Origin of the sequence: Paenibacillus xylanexedens, assembly GCF_007680605.1 — a bacterium.
Lineage (GTDB): Bacteria > Bacillota > Bacilli > Paenibacillales > Paenibacillaceae > Paenibacillus > Paenibacillus xylanexedens_B.
In genome coordinates, this window is the sequence record NZ_VEIO01000001.1 from 2,209,127 (window position 1) to 2,232,109 (window position 22,983).

Consider the following 22,983-nt stretch of genomic DNA (forward strand, 5'->3'; position numbering starts at 1 on the left):
GACACTATGAATTCCCTAAACCTTCATCATACATTGCAACAGATCATTCCACCGCTGGATCTTAGAAGCTGTCTGGTCAGTGTAGGCGGGGAGATCGTTTACAAGCACTACCGGAATGCACAGGCTGAGACAGATATCGCTAAAATTAATTCATGTACCAAGAGCATCATCTCTGCGCTCATATGTATCGCCATGGATCAAGGGCTACTGCCTGATGCAGGCTCGCCCATATCTGCCTTTTTCCCGCAGCTCACTTCTGATCCTGACCCACGTAAACCAGCAATTACCCTGGAGCAACTGCTTACGATGACAGCCGGATTTAACTGGGATGAGTTCGGCGGACAAAATTCGTTTCCACGGATGACACGTACGGATCATTGGGTCAATTTCGCTTTAGAACAGCCTTTGCGACATGAACCCGGCACACATATGGAATACAATTCGGGAGTTTCCCAGATTCTATCCTCAATATTAATGCAACATGTCGGCATGAGTGTAGCAGCGTATGCAGAGCGTTATCTATTTGGCCCACTCTGCATTCAAGATTATGAATGGGAGCAAGATCCCCAAGGTGTACACACGGGTGGATTTGGTCTGAGACTGCTGCCAACCGACTTGCTCAAATTCGGACAACTCTACCTTCAGGAAGGGAATTGGGAAGGACAACAGCTTATTTCCAGCCAACTCGTCAAACGTTCAACGCAGCCCTTCATCACGGTCCCTCCGCCAAACCATGGCAGTTACGGCTGGCACTGGTGGGTGGACCAATATGGAGATGAACATCTCGACGATAACTCGGTACCCCAACACCAACCCACGGATTCAGAGCGTCTCAAATCACTAGATTATTACTACGCCAGAGGATTTGGAGGTCAGTATGTATATATTGTTCCCGAGCTGGAACTTGTGACCGTGCTGACCAATGACAAGCGCAAGAAGGAAAAGCCGCCCATCGACGTATTCCCCAGATTCATTGTGCCTGAATTGTGGAAGCTAGCTAACTTTTCCAATTGAATTGACAATGATTCCGACTGAAATATTTTAAACATAAACCCTTGCCTACATTGTGTGATCGTTATGGTTAACGGCAAGGGCAACTTAGACATTGGGAATTAACCTGTTACGGCATTCTGCCTTCTGTCCGTTTCTGGGCAATGGTCTACGATCCCCATATTTTCCAACCTCACCACTCCTCTTACACCATGGCTTCCTCTACAGCCAGCGTTATCGGATAAGGCCCTGACTCCTGATTCGAAATAACCACAAGTTGAATCCCATGCTTGGGATACACGCCAGACATAAACGAAACACCTGGGTCAAAACCCATAACATGAGCCTTAAATATTTCTTTTTCACGCAACTCCAGCCATATCCCCAACCCATAAACCTCCTCGTCCTCATCGTGCGCGTGGGGTGTCAACAAATACCGTGTCATCTCCTCACCAAGCAACGTATGCCCCAGCAGAGCATCCCAGAAACGAATCATATCTGGTGCGGTTACATAGGCTCCACCATCTGCTCCACCTTGAACGGGGACGGAAAAAATATTACTTGTCCACGTCCCGTCGTCAGCATCGATATATCCAATAGCTGTGTTACGCGGAAGCTGATCTGTCAGGAAATAACCTGAATCTTGCATGCCGGCTCGTTTGAAAATATGTTCCTCCACGTATGTTGTAAAGGCCATGCCGGTGTATTGCTCCACAATGAGTCCGAGTACGATAAATGCCGCATTGTTATAATGAAACTTCTCACCCGGAGCAGACTTCATGGGCAGATGTTGAAACATGGGCAGAAAATCACTAAGCTGTCGCATCGTGTACACGGGTCTGTCTTTCCACAACGCTGAAAAATCATCCATCACGTCCTCATCAAAATAATCCGGTACGCCAGAATTATGGGTCAGTAACTGGTGCACTGTAATCTCTGAATCCCACGACGGAAACGTAAGGTTTAGGACATCCTTTAATTTGGAATCTAACGTAAAATGTCCTTGCTCAATCAACTTACATATACTTACAGCTGTAAAAACCTTACAGCCCGAAGCAATACCAAAACGTGTATTCACATCATTCAGCAGTTCATCACTACGGTTCGCATACCCTCGCACCATCTGAAAAAGGGTCTCACCCTCCTGTTTGCACAGCACAACACCCGAAAAATCCTTTTGTTCCATAACCTCTTTGACTTTTTCCCTGACTTTTACTGCATCCAGCATATCGAAGCACCTACGCTTTCTTATCATTGGTTTGTAAACTTCGTTGATCTGGCCCAGACCCTCTCGCATTCAGCAAATAATATAACGTGAGATAGATAGTAAGAAGAAACGTTCCAAAGAACATACAAAACGCCAAGGAGGGCCGGCTAACACTTTCGTGCATCAGCCTGATTAACAACTCGCGATTGGTCAATGCATCCCAGCTGTTTAGCCGGTACACCCGTCCAAGCAGAACACCATAACTGCCAAGAGCTGTTCCACCCAGTACAAATATCCATGACGCCGCACGTCCCAACCGATCATAGATGACTTCCTGAATCTGATACATCGATAGGAAGCCGATCAGCAGTCCTGCCCACACAAACATCAGCACAACCATCAGATCGTACCAGTAGTGAAACTCGGCAAGGCTTCCGGACAAATACCTTGAACTCCTAGATGTTAGATGCAGTAAATCCGTAACGATATACGAAGAGTTGGGGAAAAACAACAGCCACATCATCGCACTCGGTATCCCGATCCATACGGCTCCTTTCCATTTCAAACGGCCCAAACCATAGGTTAGGGATGAGAATACAAATGGAATCCAGCCCAAAAACAAATTCCAGATCAGGAAACGGAAATACCGCTGATCCAGCCAATCGGCCGCTATGTAATACAACCCCAGCGTAATAACCGTAACTGCACTAAGAAAAACAAACATGTGCACATAATTTAGTTTTCTCAATACGTACAACCTCACTTGTGTTGAATTCAAAATCTACTTCATTCATGGCATATATTTACTATTTATGAAATCTATTAGATCATACCATGTATAACCGTAGAATCAAATTTATGATAGATACAATAGAATCGATTACACGGTATATAAAATAAAAAAACGACAGCCCTTTTTACAGGATCATGTCGCTTAACTTTTGAGAGGTTACAGTTAATTATTTCATTACTATTATTAGTTCATGATTGCACAGTTGTCAGTTTGTTTGGATTGACAATAAGATACACGCCATGGATTCGCTTCCCTGAAGCATCCATTTCCAAACATAACACTTCATTGACCTGCCCGTCTTTCATTAAGGTGAGCTGAAGTTCTCCATTAATAAATGCAGGTTGCCACTCTCTTTCTCTTAACGAACGAAACACGCTAGGAGAGGTAAGGATCGCGAGCACACCCTTGTGTACATGCATTGTTCGCATAATCGTGCGAACTACGCCGCCACCATCCGCTGTGAATACAGGCTCATCTGTCAGCAGCTCCAGCATAGCTGAAACGTCATGTTGTAGAAACGCCGTGGTGAAACGGCTAAGCACTTCTTTTTTAGTGTTCCAATTGGCGTTCGCATGCTCCATCGCGGGAAGTTGTTCAGGCAAATTTCGTCTGGCACGACTATAAATCTGTCGACAGTTGCTTTCCGTTTTCCCCAGCCATCCAGCTATCTCCGAATAGTCATGCTCAAAGGCTTCACGTAGCACAAAAACGGCCCGTTCCAGGGGTGACAGACGTTCAAGCATCACCAGATAAGCGTACGAAATCATTTCTTTTTGCTGTATCGTTTCCTCTGGCGTATTAACTAATTCATGAACACCAAGCGGCTCGGGAAGCCATTCCCCGACATAATGCTCCCTCTGGTTACGAGCAGAGTTCAACAGATTCAAACAGCGGTTCACGATGAGTTTTCCGATGTAAGACTTGGGTTGGTGAATAAGCTGATTCCTCAACCTCTGAAGTTCTGCGAAGCAGTCCTGAACGATATCTTCCGCCTCAGTCACACTGCCCAGCATACGATATGCAATGGAGAAGGCATATTTTTTATACTGTATATACAATGCACCAACATCCAGAGAAGACGGTTCCGGCGTATGCTTATGTTGATTAGAATCAGAATTAAGATTGGACTGCATAGAATCGCCTCCTCTGGCTTGGTTCGTCTATCGTTTATTTTTCTCGTTTATCACGTTAGTTAAAACATCCTGGATACATACCTGTCGTAATGGCAATACGGTTCCAACTGTTGATTGAATTAATCGCCATAATCAAATTAACGATTTCTGTTTCGCTGAAGTGTTCACGAACTTTATTATACAGCTCAAGCGGAACTCCCTGCTCCGATATTCGCGTCACAACTTCGGCCATCTCAAGCATAACACGTTGTTTCTCCGTAAATATAGGCACTTCATGCCACACACTGAGCAAAAGAATATGATCCCCATAATCGCCCAGCTTCATCAAGTCTTTAGCATGCATATCTATACAAAAGGCACAGCCATTGACCTGAGAGACACGGATTTTCAACAACTCATATAACACCTTATCTTCAAATTGCCCGGATACATATTGCTCCATCGCCATCATAGCCCTGAAAGCTCCATGGTTGGCCGCTCTGTAGTTCATACGTAAATTCATATTCATTCTCCTCCATTATCTGGTCTACATACTGAAGACAAATAACGAATGGAGTTTGTGACATCTCGTGAGAAAAAATAAAAAAAAAAGCGCTCTGAGTTGAACGCCCTTATCGTTATGATACTGCATTATGATACTTGGATACTTCATCATAAGGATTATGCAATCATACCAGATTTGCTCATCAGAAAGCACACGGTAGTGAGAACAAAATCGGAAATAGATTCATACAAACAGGAGTAATTAGAGGACTATTATTCGATTCAGACCTTATCATCTGAGTTCAGTTGCACCGGGAGTTCGCTATAGTAAGGGCATCCTGGTTCGTGGATAATACGCGGATCTACCCAAGTACCCCAGTGTGGAAGACGGTTTACATAAGGGGGCATGTTGGGTTGCATGTTGGGTTGCATATTAGGCTGCATATTGGGCTCGATGTTGGGTTGCACATTAGGCTGTAAGTTTGGTTGCACATTCGGTTGAATGTTTGGTTGGAGTTGAAGTGGTTCGATGTTAGGTTGAAGATTCGGTCCCACATTAGGCATATGGTTGGATACAGGCGCGATCTGCGTTTTACAGTCTTTTGGCGGGCCGATAATTACCGTTTTCTGAATGGGGGCCAATGCTTCCTGCACTTTATGTTCATCCAGACAATAGGTGTGTGCCAGCACTTTCGCAGGAGTCAGTCGCAAAATATCAGAGCCGAAGATCGCTTCAGGCACAGGAGCATCAAAGATCGCGAGCAGATGTGTGTGATCTTTCGTCGCCACTTCATAGTGCCACCATCCTTGCGGTACGTTAGCGGTTTGCCCTGGTGTAATGGGGAAATGAAGCAGTTCATTCGTGAACGGGTTAATGAGGGAAACAACCGCTGCGCCGCTGATGCAATAAACGAGTTCAGTTGCGTTTTGATGAATGTGAGGTTCAACGACATTGCCTGCACTCAGAAAAATATCCAATAAAGAGGTATTGCCCAACGTGTTGAGCTGTTTTACCGAAAGTGCATTGATGTAATTATGCTCATCTTTCTTGAAAAGAGGATTGTTGCTCAGATCATACGTAAACTGTGTGGTCGGTAAAGTGAAATCCATGTACGAGGTTGCCAAAATAAAACGCCTGCCCTTCGCTCTCGGTTTAGGTGATACCCTATACCTCAGCGTATGCCCAGCGCCCAGATTGGTGAGCCCATTTCGACTGGGCTAAATCGTTGTGTCAGCGAAAGACGAATCCGCATAGGCTGATATCATCAATCCAGACATTGGAGGCTTGTGATATGTCATATGTTCCGGGTTCCACATCAACCCAGCAGTCTGTAGGCTATCCTTATCCTTATTATCCGCCACCTCCCCCACCACCACCTTACCCTTATCCGTATCCCTATCCTTATCCACCCGTAGTGCCTTTTCCTCTTCCTTTTCCTATAGGGGGGATTGGACCAGGACCATGGTGGCACGGTGGTTATCCAGGGCATTATCCGGGATATCCGGGAGGCCCGCACGGTGGCGGTCCAGGAGGCCACGGGAGCCATGGCGGACCCGGCGGGCCTGGAGGTCCCGGCGGATTTCATGGTCACCGTTTTTTCCAGTGGTAGAACCTGAAGGATTTACGTTTTAGCCAAAAGGCAGGACTGCTTCAACAGCTCCTGCCTTTTGGTTATTTGATCTTTTTATATCCATAGTGGCGTACAACGAATATCTAGAGCCCTAGTATTCAATCTCATCCATTAGATTCAAATTGCGGATAGACATCCGGAGAAGCTCCGTAAACGATGATGTAACGTAATAAACAAAGTCTGGATCATGCACATACATAATAATCTGTCCGTATGTCCCCGCCTCTGCTGGATCAAAATCAAACATCAAGTAGAGCGAACCTCCAGCCATTGTGGCAAAAGGAATCCATGATTTATGGAACAAATACGGTTTGATCTCAGGATCTAACTGGCGAATCTCTTCATCCCCGTAATGCTCCTCCAGCTTCTCATCCACATCACAGAAATATTGTTTGGTCTCCACAATCTCATCAAGTGACATTAGATAGAACGGTTGACAAGACCCCTGCTCCACATCCCCCGGGTACAACATATGCAGACCATAACCACTGCCATCCGTATGGCGGTAAAAAGCGCGGAAATCAACGGGCAGACGTACCCCATACTGTTTCTCGAACTGATCCAGTTCAGTCTCGGATACTCCTGCTAATTGAAGATACGTGTCATACAATGACCGGATCTCTTCATCTTTTATTTTCCGGTCTAACAGATGGTTCAATTCTATCCGCAGATCATTGATAACCGTATTCCCTCCAGACTTCATATCCCCGTCACCTTCCCCTTTCTCCGCACTTCGGTCCAACACATATTGTTCATATCCCCAGAACGCTTCTTGTTCATCGCCGCCTTCAATAAGGATCATAACTGCATAAGAGAACAGATTAAGCCATTCCTCCATCACTGCAACCTGCTCATCTGAGATGAGATGATTACTGCGAAGCATACCCTCCGGTTCTACAGCCCAAGCCCTGGCCAGATGAGTAATGCTCCATAGGCAAGCCATCACTTCCCGATCCAATGCAGCATTCGAAAGATCTGTAGAGAACACGCGTAAAATACGCATTAATTCATGGAAGTTCTCTTCAATTAATTGACCGCGAAACGGACGTAAGCTACCAAGAAAGCCATGTTGCATTTTCGGATGATTCACATCATCGTGAGCAAAGGCGTGATATTTTAACAACACTAGAGCCTCTTGACGTTCCATCTCATCATCCTTTAGCAAAATCAAATTCATTCATTAAAAACTGCCAGTCTATGCTACCAGCGTAGCGGCTCCTGCTCACGCCATAATACGTAACGCTCCCGTTCACGCAGCGTACCTGTGCCAATTCCGTATTCGTCCATCCGTTCCGAACCCAGTTCAAGGATATGCAGCATACCGCCATATGTTCCCACAGCAAGCTGGGACTGCTCCGATGATATAGCCAGGGAACAGATCGTTGAGCCTACAAAATGACGCCACAGTTCTTGTCCTTCACGGTTGATGCAATACAAATAACCGTATGCATCACCAATCACCATACCTGCCTCCATCTCAATCATGGTATACACACGTGCATTCTCTTCCATAATAGGCCACTCTTCATTCTGTTTACGAACAGCAATACTGTCTAGCGGAACCTGAATCGTTACTCCATTGTAGAAATGGCAGGCATTAAACCAGACAACCTGATTGTCCTGACTGAATGCCGCACAATGCGGATAACTCGACTCCGGCTCCACCTGATACGTCTTGTTGTTTTCCCGATTCAGCACCATATGACTACTCATCTGGCTCCCCCAGGCAATCCAGCGCTCATCCGAAGATACTGCGGCATGTCCCATAGAAAGCTGGGTGTCTTCATATTCGTACTCCTCAATCTCCGCCATATCGGGATGAAGAATAATCACCTGTTCCTGCTCTACCAGATAGATGCCGTACCGGGATTGAAGCAGCAGCGCCTGTCCTTGATCCATGGGGGTCAGCTTTTCAATCGTGTTCTCGGGATGTATCGTATCTGCCAAGGATTCAACTTCAGGCAATTGAGCTTTGATCCGATCCTTGATCTTGTGCCAAGGGTAGAATGTCACCTGCTCTCCCTCCAGCTTGCGATCCGGCTCACGAATGACGCGAACACCTTCATGATTCGCCAGAGCAACGTAAGGGCCGCCTTCTGAACAGCCTGCAAACGTGTAATCCGGACTACACCACCATCCCTGCTGACCCATCGTGTATACCTTCCCGTTATTCGACAACACTCCTGTATTACAGAGCATCGTATCCTCATTCAAGTAACCTACAACTTGCACGGCCTGCATCGAATCCTGAAAATGATTGCTCAGCGGCCACGTCGCCGCAGGCAATTCTTCTCGAAGTCGCTCCACTTCACCCTGAAGATTAGCCTGTTTCACCATTTTCATCACTTTGGAACCGAGCGAATAACGGGCATCATCTGCCAGCTCAGATTCATCCGGGTGCTCTCCCTGAAGCATTTTATGTACAAATGCATTTACATCGCTGGCATACCGCTTGCCTTCCTTACGCCACTGTTCTGCAATTTCTGAATCCAGCCAATCCATAAAATCCCCTCGCCCTCTGCTGTTCTCTACCTCAATGCAGTGCAATGATGTGCCTGCAAAAACTGTTGTATCGCCTGCACCTGCCTCTGCGCTTTATGCGCCTCCGTGGCATGATTATTTTTTTCATAAAATAAAGCAATTTCCCGCTCACTCGCCATATTAAAACGAACATACCCGCCAATCATGGCGCTGAACAGCTTGCATGTATATTCATTATCAATAACCAGGTCCCATGAAAAGTGCGACTCGCACAGATCTGCCAGTTCTTTCATTGATACTCCGTGCTCTTTTCCCGTAAAATGATAAAAAATATGATGCCGCTCCTCGTTCCACGGTTCGAAATACGCTGGTCTGAACGGCTTGTCCCTGCGGTAATATCCACAGTAGATATGGTCAAGAATATCAGCGAAAGACGCCTCGTTCGACGGCCATACCGTAATCTGTTCATCATGCCGCGGGAGCCAGATCAGACCTTCCACATCTGCATGAACAACCAGGAAATCGCCGTCTACTGAACTTCCAATGCTAATGCACTCTTGCAATTGGGACTGGCTAATGACAGTTGCTTCTGTATGCTCCCAAAGATCATAATCTGCAAATGGTTTTAAAACTTCAGGATCAGGCCGCTGAATGTTCATCCAGCCTGAATAAGTCCCTTCTCCGTATTGTTGCAGCCAGCGTTGATAAGCCGAAGGCAGACGAACAGCTTGTTCTTGCTCCACTTGTTGCAACTCCTGATGAGAGACAGGCTTTAACATGTGAGACACGATATACATTCAGCATCAGCCCCTAACATTAGAATCATCAAATTCATAAGATCGATGGGCAAAACACATTAGGCCAACTCTTCCTGTACGATTTCAGTCTCTACGCCTTTACGATTACGAATGCGGATGGCAAAAGCATCATAACCATTACGCTTCACCTCATTGAAATGCACACGTTCACCTGTAATCAGCTCATACGTCCCATCCGGCTCAACATCCTCGCCAAACTCTTCATCCCATGCCACGTTGTAATATGCCGTCAGAAAGACTTCAAATGTATCCTCACCCTCAACGTCAAGATAAGGACGAAGCGGCCTGTTGTTCAATTCTTCCTCGGGATACGTCTCACACACCATCGCATCGTAACCATGCTTCGCCGCATCAATGAGCAGATAACGTTCTCCAGTAACCGCGTGTTCTGCGTAAACCAATAACGGTGTCATATCATGCCACATAATCAGATCATCTTCATCCAGGTCACCATAATAAAAAATATGAAACTGATCATGTCCATCGCCGGTTTGCAGTTTTCCTTGCCATTCCACTTCATGCGTTTTTTCTGCCGCCACGCTCTTTGTCAGCCCTTGCAGATATACAGGTCCATGCTCTACACCATACATATTCATCATTTTACCTCCGCTTTGTTCATTCGAATGGTGACAACCTTATGCTCATCATCCACGGTCAATTTGGCATCAATGCCCAGCTTTTCACGAAACAACGCCGTAATATTCAGGTAGGGATCACGGGCGGCTTCCGTGCCGCGATTGCTGGACCGGCTCATGCCTTGATGAATGATAGACTTCACCAGCTTATCATCCCCTTTACCCGTTTGTTCATAGGTATAGATTATCTTTCCCTCGCGGTCCAGCAGCGTGATTACCGTAACAAAGTCATTGGCATTGGTGTATTTGTTTTCACTTTGCACATACACATGATCGCTTTGCGAGTAATCGATCTGACCTGCTAAATACGGGTTATCTCCCCCTGGTTGAACTTCGTACTCCTTATAAGCCAATTGAAACAAATACTGCAGACCGCTCGTGTCAATACGGTAATACAGCTGGCGATCGTCTCCTCGTTTGTCCATTGCTGTATATCCGTTGATCAGCGGCCATGTCTGATAAGATTTACCTTCGACATCCACGGCAACGGCGTAGCCCGATAACACCTTTTCTTTTTGAAACACACCATATGTCTGCATTATAAAATAAGCAGGTATGCACAGCATGGCAAATACAAGCAGAAAAACACTCCATTTAATTCGCTTATTCATCTTCTTTTCTCCTGTTCCTGATGGTTATCATTTATCTGACGTTATGTTGCATTTTGGTCAACACGCGGGTTACAGCTTCCCTGTTCTTGGCCTCCTTGATGTAGACAGGGATACTGTGTGATGCGGTCTTCTGAGATCTGCCCCCATATTTCACACGTAAATCAGCCGATACATACTGCAGAAGATAATTCAGATGTTTCCGATTGACCGCCCAGATCTGCTTGCCTCGGATGTAATCCAGAAAATAAAGTTCCAGACCAAAAAGCGGGTCCCTGCCCTTTTGAATTTCGTTGTAATAACCTCGACTGACCTGCCTTTTGTGCAGTGTAGCTCGATTGTTCGCCCCGCAGTGTGGACATGTAATATGGACTAGCGGATGAGGTGTCATCTTCTCATCCGTTACCAGCACCGTAAACCACCGCTCACATACTGTACAATATCCCTTAGCTGCATACTCGTAATCAGCTTCTTTGACTGCATGAGCGTAGCACTGACTACATCTCCACTGCACTTTTCCATTAGAGCGCTCGATATAAGCGTACCCGCCGCATTCTGGACATTTGACATCAACTCGCTCTCCCCGGTAAAGCACAGAATAAAAGCTGTATTTGTATGCCCCTTCGTCTTCGAAACGTTTCAAATCCAACCTCTCCCTTCCATCTAATCTATTGATATATAAGTTAAACTATTTTTTTACACATTAACGGAGAGGACAGAAAAAACCTGAAGAAGCGAAGCGGTCGCCTGAAAGCTTTCTGTAAGAAAGCTGCATCGGAAGCATACGCTTATCACCGGATTTCCCCCTTTGGAAAAGGGAATCACAAAAATCTGGGGATAACAGCGATTGGAAGGTTATTCTGTCTTTGGAGTGGCCTGTGTAAAACCTTTAGTTTAACTTATATAGATCCCATATCGTTCCATTTAACCATCTATAAAATTATATGAAACTCTTTACCCAAGCACAACAAATGCAGGCGCCCTGTCTCAAAATACGTCCTTAGTCCTACACAAATGTGTTCTTCATCACACCGAACATCCCATTGATAACGTAATCTGGACTTAGGAGATTCATGAAATATGACTCGCACAAGTTCGTTTTTGTGAAAATCATCACTTGCTAATCGAAAGGTAGTGAATCTATGCTCTCGTTCCCCAATATTTATAAATACACGCTGATCCTGACCATCTTTACTGCTGCACTCTCTCATTGCAGTTCGACAAGTCCAACTCCGCAGAGCCAAAATGAAGAAGCCTTTTCAAGCACTGCGCCCAGTCAGCCGCCCGTTGATCCGGTTATTCGTAGAGATGGCCAAACCGTATATATCGAAATGACCTCTCAAGTGACAGATATTGAAATTTCAAAAGGAGTCATCTATAACGCCTGGACGTTTAATGGAACGTCACCTGGCCCAGTCCTGCGTGTGAAGGAGGGCGATACGATCGTTTTTACGTTGAAAAATAAAGATACGCGTATGAATCACTCGATGGACATGCATGCCGTTCATGCTTCTCCGAGCAGTAAATTCATTGATGTCATGCCGGGGGAAGAAGGTACTTTCACTTATCCGGCCTCCAATCCTGGCGTATTTATGTATCACTGCGGTAGCAAACCAACTCTAGCTCACATTGCCAATGGCATGTACGGCATGATCATTGTTGAGCCCAAAGCAGGATATCCTTCGGATCACCTCGTTGATCGTTCGTATACCCTTGTGCAGAGCGAATGGTACAAAGAGCACGATTACAATTCTTTTGTTAACGGGGAACCCGAGTATGTTGTTTTTAATGGCAATACCTACACTTTGAAAGAACATCCGCTACTTGCCAAAGTAGGAGATACCGTTCGCATTTATGTTAGTAACGCTGGTCCAAACGAAGTCTCTTCCTTCCATGTTGTAGGTACAATTATGGATCGGGTATACAAGGACGGTAACCCCAGAAACATGGAGTACGGAATCCAGACGGTTATGCTACCTGCCAGCGGAGGCGCAGTCGTTGAGTTTACTGTCACTGAGGAAGGTGACTATCCCATCGTAACCCACCAATTCAAACATGTAGACAAAGGTGCTTCTGCCGTGCTCCGTGTCACGAAAGATGGTAAAAATCACGGTGGTAAGACCATGGCTCATTAACAAGCAAAAACATCCATCATTAAACATAAAGAGGTGACTAAGAAATGATTTGTACCCATGGAAAAAACGATGCTTGTTTCACCAAAGTTTCGCTTTTTCAGCATCTGGACCCTGCGGACGCTACATTGCTGACCTCGCTTCTCCATACCCAAAAATATCATAAAGGAGAATATATCGTTCAAGAAGGCGAACGTTCAGACACCCTCTTTGTGATACATCAGGGCAGTGTGAAGCTCTCCAAGTATAATGAGAATGGTAAAGAACATATTATTCGCTTTCTGTTCTCCGGTGATTTTTTCGGACAGAATTCATTACTACATCAGACACCGCATCAATCCAATGCGGAGGTTCTTGAGACCTCGTCGATATGCTCTATCCGCAAAGAGGATTTCGACCAATTACTTGAGCAAGACCCCAAACTTGCTTACCATTTCCTGCTTGCCATCACCCGTCTGCTCAATGAGACCGACGAGTGGAACAGCTCTCTCAGCGCTATGACGACGGAGCAAAAAATCGCAAAGCTTCTTCTCGATTTTCATACCCGGAATCATGCTAATCCTGAGATCCGACTGCCTGTTTTCAAAAAGGATATAGCCTTGCTCTTAGGAATTACTCCTGAGACGTTAAGCAGAAAATTAAACATGATGCAACATCAAATGCTGCTTCAAGTAAACAGCAATGAGATTCGGATTCTGCAGCTACAGGAGTTGAAAGATATGATCTCCTGATCGATTCATCGTCTGCTTGCATATGTAAACTATTTAACCCAGGTTGTGAGTATCGTCACAGTGAACGTCTGATTTACATTATAAAGTGATTAACAAGAAGAGAATTTTCAGGAGGCTAACCTTATGACGACTACCGTTGTTAAATTGGACAAACAACTCATTATGCATAAAATGCAGGAGCTTTGCTCCCTATTGTTACAGGATGAAGGCTACAAAGAGATGCGTGAGATGATCGACCAATTTGCCGCAGATGAACAAGCGACAGAGCAGTATGAACGCTTCATGGAGAAACATCAGGCACTCGAAGAGAAAGAACGTCAAAATATGGAGTTGCTCGAATCGGAGATCAAAATCTATGAAGAAGAAGAACGTGCGCTCTACGATCATCCGCTGATTCGCAGATTTATTTATGCACAGCGTGAGTTCAGCCAATTGCACCAGCAGATCAGCCACTATTTTACAAAATCCGTTGAATTGAATCGACTGCCAGAAGCCAAAGAACTAGGTAAGGAAACCTGTGGCTGCGGTGGAAGCTGCTCGGGTCATTAATTTCAATTTAAAGTTGAAACTTCGTCAATCTATAAGAAAAGAGTATCCCATTCAGAATTGAACTGATGAGGATACTCTTTTGCTTTGATAGATCCAGACTTCGGTTGGATACGATCTCAGAGTTTTATATGATGTTCCAGAGCACACCCCAAACTAAATATCCAGCAACAAGGACACCAGCAGTCCCATCGATGCGATTAACCCTACCACAGGGCCTCCTTCTTCAAAAGCCTCAGGCATCATCGTAGAACAAAGCATGGCTATAATGCCCCCTCCGGCAAAAGCACCAATCGCTGCTCCCATCTCCTTAGGAAGTTGCTCCAGGAACAGATATCCGCCTAAAGCGGCAAGTGCAGAAATCAGTAATACACCCAGCCACATCAATAGAATTTTACCTTTGCTATATTTACTATTCTTCAGTCCAACTGTACTCGATAAACCTTCAGGAATATTACTGACAAAGATCGATACCACCAGCACCACACTGACTCCTTTACCGGCCAGCAAACTGGCACCCAGCATGATCGATTCGGGAATGGCATCCATCACTGTTCCTGCGAATATACCGAGCCCGCTTTGCTGGCTTGAATCCTTCTTGCTGGAACGTTTCCGATCAGACCCGCCTTTGGCTGAGATCAGCCAATCAAACAAGGTGTACACCACAGCTCCTGCGGTAAAACCAATCGCGGTTGGCAACATGCCTCCATCATTCAATGCATCTCCAAGAAGTTCAAACGTTGCTGCACCAATCAGCGTGCCTGTTCCAAATGCCATAATCCAGCCGATAGCCTTTTTGGGAATCTTCATGAACAATGCGGCAAGGGCTCCAATTACAACCGCCGAGGCGGAAATGCCGCCCCACATCAATGCAGTCCACATTCGGGTAAGCCCTCCCTTGTTTCGGATTGTTTTATCTCACATTAACCCGGAATGGCAGATTAAAAACAATCACCTGCTTCAATGGATTTTATGTTCAAACTGCGCTGTATGCTAAGAAAGCAGCCCCGTCAGGAGCTGCCTCATGTCATGCCGTATCTTGTAATCTGATCTGATTGAGCTAACCCGCCGGCTTACTCGGCATCCGGATAAGGATTGATCTTCTGGATCGTGCCGTCTTCGTTGTATTTCAGCTCGGAATATTTAACGCAGCGCTTGTGGTTGACGCCTTCCGACAGGGAGCTGTCGTGATAGAACAGATACCACTTGTCTTCAACTTGCACAATGGAATGGTGGGTTGTCCAGCCGATAACCGGAGAGAGAATCTCACCCTTGAACGTGAATGGCCCCATCGGGTTCTTGCCGATCGCATATACGAGCTTATGCGTGCTTCCTGTAGAGTAGGAAAGGTAGTAATAGCCGTTATATTTATGCATCCATGGGCCTTCAAAATATCTCCGTTCCTCATCCCCGGCCAGAATTGGATTCCCGTCTTCATCGACAATCGATATCTCGGCAGGTTTACCCTGGAAGGACAGCATGTCTTCGCTAAGCAGGGCAACTTGCGGTCCAAGCGCCGGCTGGTCAGGAGCAGGTCCTTCTGCATCTGGCACGAAGCTTCCGGTCTGCCATTTCTCCAGCTGGCCGCCCCAGAGTCCGCCGAAATAGATGTATGACTGATTGTCGTCATCCACCAGTACGGCCGGATCGATACTGAAGCTGCCTTCCATGTAATTCGGCTGCGGCGTGAACGGCCCTGCTGGAGACTCCGATGTTGCCACTCCCAGTCGGAAGATGTCGTCATGATCACGTGCCGGGAAGAACAGGTAATAGGTATTGTTCTTATAAGCGGCATCCGGAGCCCAGAGCTGCTTGGAAGCCCACGGAATATCTCTCAGATGCAACGCTTCGCCGTGGTCGACCACCGGGGAATCGAAATTGTCCATCGAGAGCACATGATAGTCTTCCATTTTATACTGGTCACCATTATCGTTGCTCGGCTCGTCATGATCGAGGTCATGGGAAGGATAGATGTAGATTTTGCCCTCGTAGACATGGGCGGACGGGTCCGCAGTGAAGATGTGGGTTACGAGCGGCTGGTGGGGCTTAGGTAAATGTTGTTGATTCATAAGGCATCTCCTTTGGTATTGGAATAATAGAATCCTTCGTAATAAGCAGGGCTGGCGTTATCTGTACCGTTGTCCGAGGGGTGAAGTTCAGGACAAAGCCCGTCTCCATTATGAGATGGTACTGGCTGAGGCAGGCGAACATGGGAGGCGCCTCATCGTCCAGCGTATAGGACTTCCCGCCCTCGGTCCGGAAATAGCGCTCAAATATCCGGCGATTACGGGATTAAGGTAATTCTTTGAATGCATCGTACCTCCCTTTGAAATAGAAGCAAGCGCTTACAATATCTAATGTAATTGTACTAGCTCTGCTTGTTCTTTCCTATACTCATACTAAAGATCTTCCCCCGAAAAAATGTACAATTTCCCCTATTCGATTATACTGGAAATATGCACCAATCGCTCGTTTTTTGTAGCTGAATCTATTTTTTAGATTATGTTCGATACAGTTCTGTCAGAGGCCTTTTTTTACCCTCTATGCATGCCTTAAGACCAAGATCAAAAGACCGCTGACGCAAATGATTGCGGGCGGCCTTTTGCTGTAATCAAATATGAGTGCGTGCAGAAGGAGCAAAGCGCGTTGTTTAATTTCCTGCGTGAGAGATCGTGATCTGACCGTGCTTGTCTTCGATGACCTTCAAATTCAGAATTTCAGTCGGAAACTCATGCCGGAAGCGGACACCCTCAGAATGCCTGCCAAGCCGGCAACGGCTAAGGTTTTGGTCCAATTTGTTTTATATTGCATCGTTTTCATTGTAATTACCTCCTGGTGATTAAATAAGATTTAGTCGGTTGGGATCATTATCGAGCGGGCTCACTAGAGGCAATTTTCTGCTCTCTTAGATGGGGCTCGTGTCGTTGATTTCCAAAATGCGTACCCGCACAGTTCGCTAAAGAGAGATTACGGGAGCAAAACAGCTTTTATTGGACATATTTGTTGCTGATGAGCAAGTTCTGGATCGCCTCCGTCGGAATCGTAAACTCGACAACGCCCATAGAGCCGGGCGCCACGTCGTATTCATCGAAGCTGATGACCAGCTTGCCGTCCCGATTAATGTAGAAATTCTGGTCTTTCGCGATGTTGTGGAACAGATCATCCTCCGGTATATCCGGCTCGATCCCCGGCTGATGAACCCAATAAACCTTGCTTGGGTCATCCTTCATCTGCTGACGCATTTGCTCTTTTATATTGTCGCTGATCACTTGAATATAGCGGTCATCGCTGAAGAGGCTCGGCAGCGTGATAACGATATGGTTGACTTTGTCGATCGTATCGTAATTGCGGGATTCGGCGGAGGATCCGGCTGATTCGACGACATAACGGGAGAGAGTCAGAAGCCGATCCGTATCGGTGACGACTTCATAGCCGCTTTCCAGCGCGAGATGCCCACCTCCGGCTTTTTCCAGTTGGGCTACTTTATCCTTGAAGCCCTCATACAGCTTCTTATTTTCCTCCAGATACTTGGTATTTAGGGACTGTTCCAATTCAGGATCGCCGGTGCCGGCAATGCCGGGCGTTTTAAGATGCACATCGGTCTTTTCGTTCTGTTCGGTATATTCCCGGATGGTGATCACCTTGACAATCTGCCCGAGCACCGGAACTTCAGACAGCGTCTTGGCGAAGGCCGGGCTGGCGTTTACGCTGACAAACAGCAGGATGCAGGCAGCCGCAGCGCTTGCGAGCCAGGGCATCGCCTTTATTTTTGTTCGCCGGGAGGCGATCGTTCTGTTCACCATCTGATTTAATTCATCGGGAATAGGAATGGACTCATACTCCTGCTTCATCCTATCGAGCTTGTTATGCATTATCGTCTCTCCTCTTCTTCATCTTCCTCGCTCATATTCACCCGAAGCTTCTGCAGTCCTTGATAGAGCCTTGTTTTCACGGTACTGAGATTCTCGTTAAGCACTTCGGCAATTTCTTCGATCTTCATATCTTCAAAAAAGCGGAGGATAATCAATATCCGGTATTTTTCCGGTAGCTCATCCAGTGATTTTGCCAGATCCAGATCGGTATAATGGTCTTGGCTGTTTGGCAACACAACCTCCAGTTTTTCTTCGTCCATGATTTGGATCTTCTTCTGTTTTCGTATGAAATCCAGGGACGTTGTCACAATAATCCGGAAAAACCAGCTCTTTAATGAACCCGTATTCTTCAGGTTTTCGATGGACATGAACGCTTTGTGGATGGCATCCTGTACGATGTCAAGGGCATCTTCTTTGTTACGAACATAGCTGTAAGCCAGTCGATACGCCCTTTCCTGGTTTTCAGTGATGCATTGGATTAGAAGCTTTTCCAGCTTCCGGCCGACTCTCATTTAATCAGACACTCCTTTGGGCCCGCGCGGGCAACCATCAATTGCAATTGTCTTACGGAAGCAAGACGGGCAAGTTGTTCGAAAAGTTTGATTTTCAACAAAAAATTTCAGCCACCGTGATTTTTTCTGCGAATTGGCGGGCCAATCAAGCCGCGTAACAAATAAAAGACCCCAGCTTCACCGGGGTCCTGAGCTCATTTTATTCACTTTCATATTCTCGGATATGTAATGCGGAATTATGCCCTCGAAGCCAAACGAACTTTTGTAGCAACAGATACTAACCCGTTTTGACCTAGTCTTCATCTGCTTTTTAGAGATATACTCTATTTCATCTAATCGGTAATGGGAACAACTTCTTGTCCCTTGACATGTCTTCATGGTTGGTAAACGTTCAGCATCATTCCATGTCAATCCGATGACGATGTGACCTATGTCACCTGATGTAGACTTAAATCACGTTATGATAACATGATGTGATTTATAGCAGGATGAACCAGAGCAGGAACTGCACCGCTCCAATGATCTCAATGATGCCCACCTTCATAGGACGTAGCGTTTGACCTGCATATCGAAACGCTCTCGCAGCAGAATAGACGAAGGCCAGCCCCATCCATGGATACCCAACGATAGCCGGAATGAATAGCAGTATAACATGCACAAGACGTGACAACCTGATCCAGCGAGGATTGTTGCGTTCCCGAAAGACGGATTTCACAAAGAACGTACTTCCCGTAAAATGTAAAAAGGAAAATAATACAACGATCAGCATGCCATAATCCCATTCACCACTGCCAATTAAATAAGCTGCTGCTCCGCCAAGGGAGAACACTAGCATCGCACAAAGGTCATTGGTCAGTGACCTTTCTGCCTTATGTCTCACATGCCAGATGTTAACCAGGAGTAGTCCTACCAGCACAGGTCCAAACCATAACAGCGAGGATTGCCCAACGACGGCCGGTATAAGACAGACCAAAGCTACCGTGCCGTATATGGCGGCCCATGTATATAAGCGATGCCGATTCGCGTTTCGTTTGAGCGACTGTAGCAAAGGATATGCGGTCAGATATAGGCCAAGCCAGGCTATGAACAGAGGCACATGAAGCCACTGGGGGCTACTTGCCGCCACACCTACGAGGAAAGGCACACTGACCATCGCCCACCCACCGTGCTCATGAGGGATAACGATTGATTTTAGGTTCATACTTGCGTTGATTTTCAATTCAATCATAACCTCCTATCCGATTTATCATTACAAAATTAGAGCTTTAGAGAGGATGAACTCGTATGACCCGTATAAATAAAGAAAACGCAGCAGAATTCCTGCAGCAATTCCCTATTTTTCAGGATCTCAGCCCTGAAGAGTTGAAACAAGTTGAAGAAATCGCCATATCCCGCAGCATCAGCAAAAAAACAGTGATCTTTAGTGAAGGCAGTGAAAAAGAAGCGGTGTTTTTCATCCGTACCGGCATTGTCAAAGCGTACAAAACAGACGAGAACGGACATGAACAGATTGTCTCCTTTCTCAAAACAGGAGATATGTTCCCACATACCGGATTTTTCAATGCGCATCCCTATCCCGCTACCGCTGTTGCGATCACGCCGACAAGCCTGCTAGCGATTCCCGTCCGGCATTTTGAACGTCTTATGCTCAGCACACCTTCGATTGCCATCAAAATCATGCGTGTACTTGGCGATAAAATACGAGAATTACAAGACAAATTACAAGTGCTTTCCGGTCAGGATGTGCGTAATCGTGTGCTCTCCTTTCTTCTCATGCTGGCAGAGCAGCATGGTCAGAAACAAGCAGATAAGATTGTCATTAATCTGCCCGTGACCCACCAGGAATTTGCCAATTCCATAGGAACAACAAGGGAGACAGCCAATCGACTGCTGAACCAGCTTGCGAAAGATGAGTTGCTTGAGGTTGATCGTAGTCGCATCATCATTCATAACCTGCAGGCTTTAAAGGAGCAACGAGACGCCTGAGCATAACGATAAGGCGCTACATGCATTTTGCTTATTCTTTCTTCTTGCTTCTTTCCTCTTCTTCTATCCGAGTATGGAGACTGCTACTTGGGCAAAAAGAGACCTTAACTACTGTAAATCAAGTTAAGGTCTCTTGCTGTATGTTGGATCACTTTTACAAAACCTGTTCCGTTTATGTGATTCGCTCAGGCAATCGTAAGATCGGGTTTACTCATGTCACTGAACATACCGGCGTAATATTTGACTTCCCCAGCTTCATTACGAATCGCTGTAATACTAAGCCATTCCTGATAGACCTCACCGTTTTTCTTCCGGTTCCAGATCTCTCCCTGCCAGTATCCTTTGTCACGCAGTTCCTGCCACAACTGATCATAGAACTTTTTATCCTGCTTGCCTGATTTCAGCATGCTTGGCTTCTGTCCGACCGCTTCTTCAGCCGTATAACCTGTAACTGCCGTGAAGGCTGGATTCACAGAACGAATAATACTGTTCGTATCCGTCACCAGAATCGCTTCAATCGTATTCTCTAAAATGCTGGCAGACAATTGAAGTTTCTCCTGATAGAACATCCAGATGACAAGCACGAGACTTACCAGTGCAACCTGGGATAACGCCATGAATCCAATCGCATAATGCCCTGTCATACTGTACAACAGTGTCAGCATCAATGGAGGAAAGAAACCACCCAAACCACCCATAGCTGAGATCATACCATTCGCGATACCTGCTTGTTTAACGAAATACATTGGCACCAATTTGAAAATCGTACCGTTACCTGTCCCCGCGCAAAGCGCTACAGTCAGACAGCCCACTGTATAGATATAGAAGGATGGCGCGAAAGATAACACAATCGCCGCTACCGTCAATCCGCCAAATACAAACATTAATATTTTGAACGGATTAAATTTGTCACCCAGCCATCCGCCAACCGGACGCATAATTGTTGCGACCAGGATGAATCCTGCGGTGCGAAGTCCGGCATCAACCTTATCCATCTGGAAATTGGTTACCAGGAAATTCGGCAAGTAGACGGTGAACGCCACGAATGAACCAAACGTTAGGAAATAAAAAAGACACAAGAGCCACAGTTTATTATTGCGTGATACTTCTTTTAGCTGCTGCATCAGAGGAAGCGTGACACGTGTTTCTTTTTTGTCTCCCAAAGCAAAGTTGAGTGCCGCCATACCAATTAAAAGAATACTGTAAAATAATACGGTCTTGGACCAACCCACTTGAGCAGCAACCAAAGGAGCTCCAAACGCCGAAAGCGCCGTACCCAGGTTACCAATACCATAGATCCCGTTAACAAAACCGTGACGCTCTTGGGGATAATACTTCGGTAACGAGGTTACTCCAACAGAGAACACAGCTCCACCGATCCCGAGGAAAAATCCCCCAATGACCAGATCACTGAAAGATGTTGCGCGGCTTACCCACCATACTGGAGCGAGTAACAATACAAAGCTGATCATGAAAATGTTACGTGCCCCGTAGCGGTTCGTCCAATACCCAATCGGAATACGGGCAACCGAACCGATCAATACCGGAATGGCCGTTGCCCAAGCCAGCTGTGATGACGTAAGTACGATGTCTTCTTTAATGAAAGGCATGAGTGATGACAGAATCACCCATACCATGAAACCGAGAATCAGACTTGCGGTTTGCAAGGGCAGTTGAACTTTACCTTTTTGCTGCATTTACATCGCCCTTTCCTTATTTTGTTCTTGATTCTGATTCGGATACACGGCTCCGTCTCTTCTGCGATACAGCACGTAGCTACGTCTGAGATAGCCGAGAGGCATACTCAGCATGTGAACGAGGCGTGTGAATGGGAACACACAGTACAGCACAAATGTAAGTAAGATATGAACTTTGAAGTTCATTGGCACAGTTTGCATTAGAGCCGGATCAGGTTGGAAGACCAGAAGTCCGCGCAGCCATGGATTAATTGTTGTACGATAATCAAACCCACTGTGGTTTACCGCATTAGCGGATGTTGCCAGAATGCCAGTCACGATAACAATGATCAACATGGCGAGGGCTAACCAATCCCCAGCGCTGCTTGTTGCGCGCACTCTACGAGCCGTATAGCGGCGTACCAACAAAATAACCAAACCGGCAAATGCAATAATTCCTGCCGGTAATCCGCCGAACACAGCGCCCATATGATAGGCTTCGTCACTCAGACCGATCCAGTGGTAAAATTCGATAGGTACTAGCAAACCTGCAATATGTCCGCAGATGACGGCGAAAATGCCGATGTGGAAGAGTAAACTTCCCCATCGTAGCAACCGTTTCTCCAGCATCTCACTTGATTTGGATGTCCAACTAAACGGATTGGTTACATATCTCCAGATGGTCGCCGTGATACAAAACACGATGACCATATACGGGAGAGCACCCCATAACATGAATTCCAGTGTAC

General features: G+C 46.1%; 23 protein-coding genes and 1 pseudogene. 6 read left to right on the top strand and 18 right to left on the bottom strand.

What is annotated here, in order from left to right; all coding sequences use genetic code 11:
- Positions 1-6 precede the first annotated feature (6 nt).
- A complete protein-coding gene (locus tag FS818_RS09715) occupies positions 7-1,014 on the top strand; it encodes a serine hydrolase domain-containing protein (protein ID WP_145331629.1) in 1,008 nt (335 codons plus the stop codon).
- A gap of 181 nt (positions 1,015-1,195) precedes the next feature.
- On the opposite strand, the gene FS818_RS09720 is transcribed toward FS818_RS09715, so the two are convergent.
- The 5 genes and pseudogenes from FS818_RS09720 to FS818_RS29480 form a co-directional block, all read right to left on the bottom strand.
- Positions 1,196-2,218: a serine hydrolase domain-containing protein gene (locus FS818_RS09720; RefSeq protein ID WP_145331630.1), complete on the bottom strand. Its 1,023-nt coding sequence runs from the start codon at positions 2,216-2,218 to the stop codon at positions 1,196-1,198.
- 10 nt (positions 2,219-2,228) lie between these two features.
- Positions 2,229-2,945: a DUF1361 domain-containing protein gene (locus FS818_RS09725; protein WP_145331631.1), complete on the bottom strand. Its 717-nt coding sequence runs from the start codon at positions 2,943-2,945 to the stop codon at positions 2,229-2,231.
- Positions 2,946-3,178: 233 nt separating this feature from the next.
- Positions 3,179-4,123 carry a sigma-70 family RNA polymerase sigma factor gene (locus FS818_RS09730; protein WP_145331632.1) on the bottom strand — a complete coding sequence of 315 codons (945 nt, stop codon included), beginning with the start codon at positions 4,121-4,123 and terminating at the stop codon, positions 3,179-3,181.
- Positions 4,124-4,178: 55 nt separating this feature from the next.
- The gene (locus FS818_RS09735; RefSeq protein ID WP_145331633.1) at positions 4,179-4,625 is read right to left on the bottom strand and encodes a carboxymuconolactone decarboxylase family protein; all 447 of its coding nucleotides are present in this window, start codon (positions 4,623-4,625) and stop codon (positions 4,179-4,181) included.
- Positions 4,626-5,199: 574 nt separating this feature from the next.
- Positions 5,200-5,716: pseudogene (locus tag FS818_RS29480) on the bottom strand (cupin domain-containing protein); the annotation flags it as partial.
- A gap of 182 nt (positions 5,717-5,898) precedes the next feature.
- Between FS818_RS29480 and FS818_RS09745 the strand changes: the two are divergent.
- Positions 5,899-6,216 carry a hypothetical protein gene (locus FS818_RS09745; RefSeq protein WP_145331635.1) on the top strand — a complete coding sequence of 106 codons (318 nt, stop codon included), beginning with the start codon at positions 5,899-5,901 and terminating at the stop codon, positions 6,214-6,216.
- 112 nt (positions 6,217-6,328) lie between these two features.
- Here the strand turns inward: FS818_RS09745 and FS818_RS29485 are convergent, their stop codons facing one another.
- The 6 genes from FS818_RS29485 to FS818_RS09780 form a co-directional block, all read right to left on the bottom strand.
- Positions 6,329-7,414 (bottom strand): SMI1/KNR4 family protein, encoded by a 1,086-nt coding sequence (locus tag FS818_RS29485; RefSeq protein ID WP_313960462.1) that lies wholly within the window; start codon positions 7,412-7,414, stop codon positions 6,329-6,331.
- 23 nt (positions 7,415-7,437) lie between these two features.
- Entirely contained in the window at positions 7,438-8,739 is a 1,302-nt protein-coding gene (locus tag FS818_RS09760) for a hypothetical protein (protein ID WP_145331636.1), read from the bottom strand.
- Between the two features lie 26 nt (positions 8,740-8,765).
- Positions 8,766-9,497 carry an SMI1/KNR4 family protein gene (locus FS818_RS09765; RefSeq protein WP_186375450.1) on the bottom strand — a complete coding sequence of 244 codons (732 nt, stop codon included), beginning with the start codon at positions 9,495-9,497 and terminating at the stop codon, positions 8,766-8,768.
- A 77-nt stretch (positions 9,498-9,574) separates the two neighbouring features.
- Positions 9,575-10,135 carry a hypothetical protein gene (locus tag FS818_RS09770; RefSeq protein ID WP_145331638.1) on the bottom strand — a complete coding sequence of 187 codons (561 nt, stop codon included), beginning with the start codon at positions 10,133-10,135 and terminating at the stop codon, positions 9,575-9,577.
- Positions 10,132-10,782 (bottom strand): hypothetical protein, encoded by a 651-nt coding sequence (locus tag FS818_RS09775; RefSeq protein WP_145331639.1) that lies wholly within the window; start codon positions 10,780-10,782, stop codon positions 10,132-10,134. The genes FS818_RS09770 and FS818_RS09775 overlap by 4 nt, the downstream gene beginning before the upstream one ends.
- Before the next feature lie 31 nt (positions 10,783-10,813).
- Positions 10,814-11,422, bottom strand: a complete 609-nt coding sequence (locus tag FS818_RS09780; RefSeq protein ID WP_145331640.1) for an FmdB family zinc ribbon protein — start codon at positions 11,420-11,422, stop codon at positions 10,814-10,816.
- 499 nt (positions 11,423-11,921) lie between these two features.
- Here FS818_RS09780 and FS818_RS09785 point away from each other — a divergent pair, with 499 nt between their 5' ends.
- The 3 genes from FS818_RS09785 (at position 11,922) to FS818_RS09795 (ending at position 14,191) form a co-directional block, all read left to right on the top strand.
- Positions 11,922-12,914 carry a multicopper oxidase domain-containing protein gene (locus FS818_RS09785; protein ID WP_145331641.1) on the top strand — a complete coding sequence of 331 codons (993 nt, stop codon included), beginning with the start codon at positions 11,922-11,924 and terminating at the stop codon, positions 12,912-12,914.
- A gap of 44 nt (positions 12,915-12,958) precedes the next feature.
- Positions 12,959-13,642, top strand: a complete 684-nt coding sequence (locus FS818_RS09790; protein WP_145331642.1) for a Crp/Fnr family transcriptional regulator — start codon at positions 12,959-12,961, stop codon at positions 13,640-13,642.
- A 123-nt stretch (positions 13,643-13,765) separates the two neighbouring features.
- On the top strand, positions 13,766-14,191 hold the full coding sequence (locus FS818_RS09795; protein WP_145331643.1) for a YlbF/YmcA family competence regulator: 426 nt from the start codon (positions 13,766-13,768) through the stop codon (positions 14,189-14,191).
- 153 nt (positions 14,192-14,344) lie between these two features.
- Here FS818_RS09795 and FS818_RS09800 read toward each other — a convergent pair whose 3' ends face one another.
- From FS818_RS09800 to FS818_RS09820, 5 genes are all read right to left on the bottom strand, one after another.
- Positions 14,345-15,070 (bottom strand): ZIP family metal transporter, encoded by a 726-nt coding sequence (locus tag FS818_RS09800; RefSeq protein ID WP_145331644.1) that lies wholly within the window; start codon positions 15,068-15,070, stop codon positions 14,345-14,347.
- 191 nt (positions 15,071-15,261) lie between these two features.
- Positions 15,262-16,257 carry a glycoside hydrolase family 43 protein gene (locus FS818_RS09805; protein ID WP_145331645.1) on the bottom strand — a complete coding sequence of 332 codons (996 nt, stop codon included), beginning with the start codon at positions 16,255-16,257 and terminating at the stop codon, positions 15,262-15,264.
- Between the two features lie 918 nt (positions 16,258-17,175).
- The gene (gene rsiV / locus FS818_RS09810) at positions 17,176-18,060 is read right to left on the bottom strand and encodes an anti-sigma-V factor RsiV (RefSeq protein WP_145331646.1); all 885 of its coding nucleotides are present in this window, start codon (positions 18,058-18,060) and stop codon (positions 17,176-17,178) included.
- Complete coding sequence (locus FS818_RS09815) at positions 18,060-18,572, bottom strand: RNA polymerase sigma factor (RefSeq protein ID WP_145331647.1); 513 nt, start codon at positions 18,570-18,572, stop codon at positions 18,060-18,062. Before FS818_RS09815 ends, rsiV begins: the two co-directional genes overlap by 1 nt.
- A 478-nt stretch (positions 18,573-19,050) precedes the next feature.
- On the bottom strand, positions 19,051-19,773 hold the full coding sequence (locus FS818_RS09820) for a YwiC-like family protein (RefSeq protein ID WP_145332833.1): 723 nt from the start codon (positions 19,771-19,773) through the stop codon (positions 19,051-19,053).
- A gap of 83 nt (positions 19,774-19,856) precedes the next feature.
- Between FS818_RS09820 and FS818_RS09825 the strand changes: the two genes are divergently transcribed.
- Positions 19,857-20,558: a Crp/Fnr family transcriptional regulator gene (locus tag FS818_RS09825; RefSeq protein WP_145331648.1), complete on the top strand. Its 702-nt coding sequence runs from the start codon at positions 19,857-19,859 to the stop codon at positions 20,556-20,558.
- 185 nt (positions 20,559-20,743) lie between these two features.
- On the opposite strand, the gene FS818_RS09830 is transcribed toward FS818_RS09825, so the two are convergent.
- A complete protein-coding gene (locus FS818_RS09830) occupies positions 20,744-22,255 on the bottom strand; it encodes a nitrate/nitrite transporter (protein ID WP_145331649.1) in 1,512 nt (503 codons plus the stop codon).
- A complete protein-coding gene (narI, locus tag FS818_RS09835; protein WP_145332834.1) occupies positions 22,256-22,969 on the bottom strand; it encodes a respiratory nitrate reductase subunit gamma in 714 nt (237 codons plus the stop codon).
- Positions 22,970-22,983: the final 14 nt, after the last annotated feature.

Bases quoted from the DNA above. Each gene is read 5' to 3' on its own strand.
- narI (WP_145332834.1), bottom strand. From the start codon at position 22,969: ATGTTATGGGGTGCTCTCCCGTATATGGTCATCGTGTTTTGTATCACG.
- rsiV (WP_145331646.1), bottom strand. From the start codon at position 18,060: ATGCATAACAAGCTCGATAGGATGAAGCAGGAGTATGAGTCCATTCCT.
- FS818_RS09785 (WP_145331641.1), top strand. From the start codon at position 11,922: ATGCTCTCGTTCCCCAATATTTATAAATACACGCTGATCCTGACCATC.
- FS818_RS09820 (WP_145332833.1), bottom strand. From the start codon at position 19,773: ATGAACCTAAAATCAATCGTTATCCCTCATGAGCACGGTGGGTGGGCG.
- FS818_RS09805 (WP_145331645.1), bottom strand. From the start codon at position 16,257: ATGAATCAACAACATTTACCTAAGCCCCACCAGCCGCTCGTAACCCAC.
- FS818_RS09730 (WP_145331632.1), bottom strand. From the start codon at position 4,123: ATGCAGTCCAATCTTAATTCTGATTCTAATCAACATAAGCATACGCCG.
- FS818_RS09775 (WP_145331639.1), bottom strand. From the start codon at position 10,782: ATGAATAAGCGAATTAAATGGAGTGTTTTTCTGCTTGTATTTGCCATG.
- FS818_RS09765 (WP_186375450.1), bottom strand. From the start codon at position 9,497: ATGTTAAAGCCTGTCTCTCATCAGGAGTTGCAACAAGTGGAGCAAGAA.
- FS818_RS09800 (WP_145331644.1), bottom strand. From the start codon at position 15,070: ATGTGGACTGCATTGATGTGGGGCGGCATTTCCGCCTCGGCGGTTGTA.
- FS818_RS09760 (WP_145331636.1), bottom strand. From the start codon at position 8,739: ATGGATTGGCTGGATTCAGAAATTGCAGAACAGTGGCGTAAGGAAGGC.
- FS818_RS29485 (WP_313960462.1), bottom strand. From the start codon at position 7,414: ATGAATTTGATTTTGCTAAAGGATGATGAGATGGAACGTCAAGAGGCT.
- FS818_RS09795 (WP_145331643.1), top strand. From the start codon at position 13,766: ATGACGACTACCGTTGTTAAATTGGACAAACAACTCATTATGCATAAA.
- FS818_RS09745 (WP_145331635.1), top strand. From the start codon at position 5,899: ATGTCATATGTTCCGGGTTCCACATCAACCCAGCAGTCTGTAGGCTAT.
- FS818_RS09735 (WP_145331633.1), bottom strand. From the start codon at position 4,625: ATGAATTTACGTATGAACTACAGAGCGGCCAACCATGGAGCTTTCAGG.
- FS818_RS09715 (WP_145331629.1), top strand. From the start codon at position 7: ATGAATTCCCTAAACCTTCATCATACATTGCAACAGATCATTCCACCG.
- FS818_RS09830 (WP_145331649.1), bottom strand. From the start codon at position 22,255: ATGCAGCAAAAAGGTAAAGTTCAACTGCCCTTGCAAACCGCAAGTCTG.
- FS818_RS09720 (WP_145331630.1), bottom strand. From the start codon at position 2,218: ATGCTGGATGCAGTAAAAGTCAGGGAAAAAGTCAAAGAGGTTATGGAA.
- FS818_RS09825 (WP_145331648.1), top strand. From the start codon at position 19,857: ATGACCCGTATAAATAAAGAAAACGCAGCAGAATTCCTGCAGCAATTC.
- FS818_RS09815 (WP_145331647.1), bottom strand. From the start codon at position 18,572: ATGAGAGTCGGCCGGAAGCTGGAAAAGCTTCTAATCCAATGCATCACT.
- FS818_RS09770 (WP_145331638.1), bottom strand. From the start codon at position 10,135: ATGATGAATATGTATGGTGTAGAGCATGGACCTGTATATCTGCAAGGG.
- FS818_RS09790 (WP_145331642.1), top strand. From the start codon at position 12,959: ATGATTTGTACCCATGGAAAAAACGATGCTTGTTTCACCAAAGTTTCG.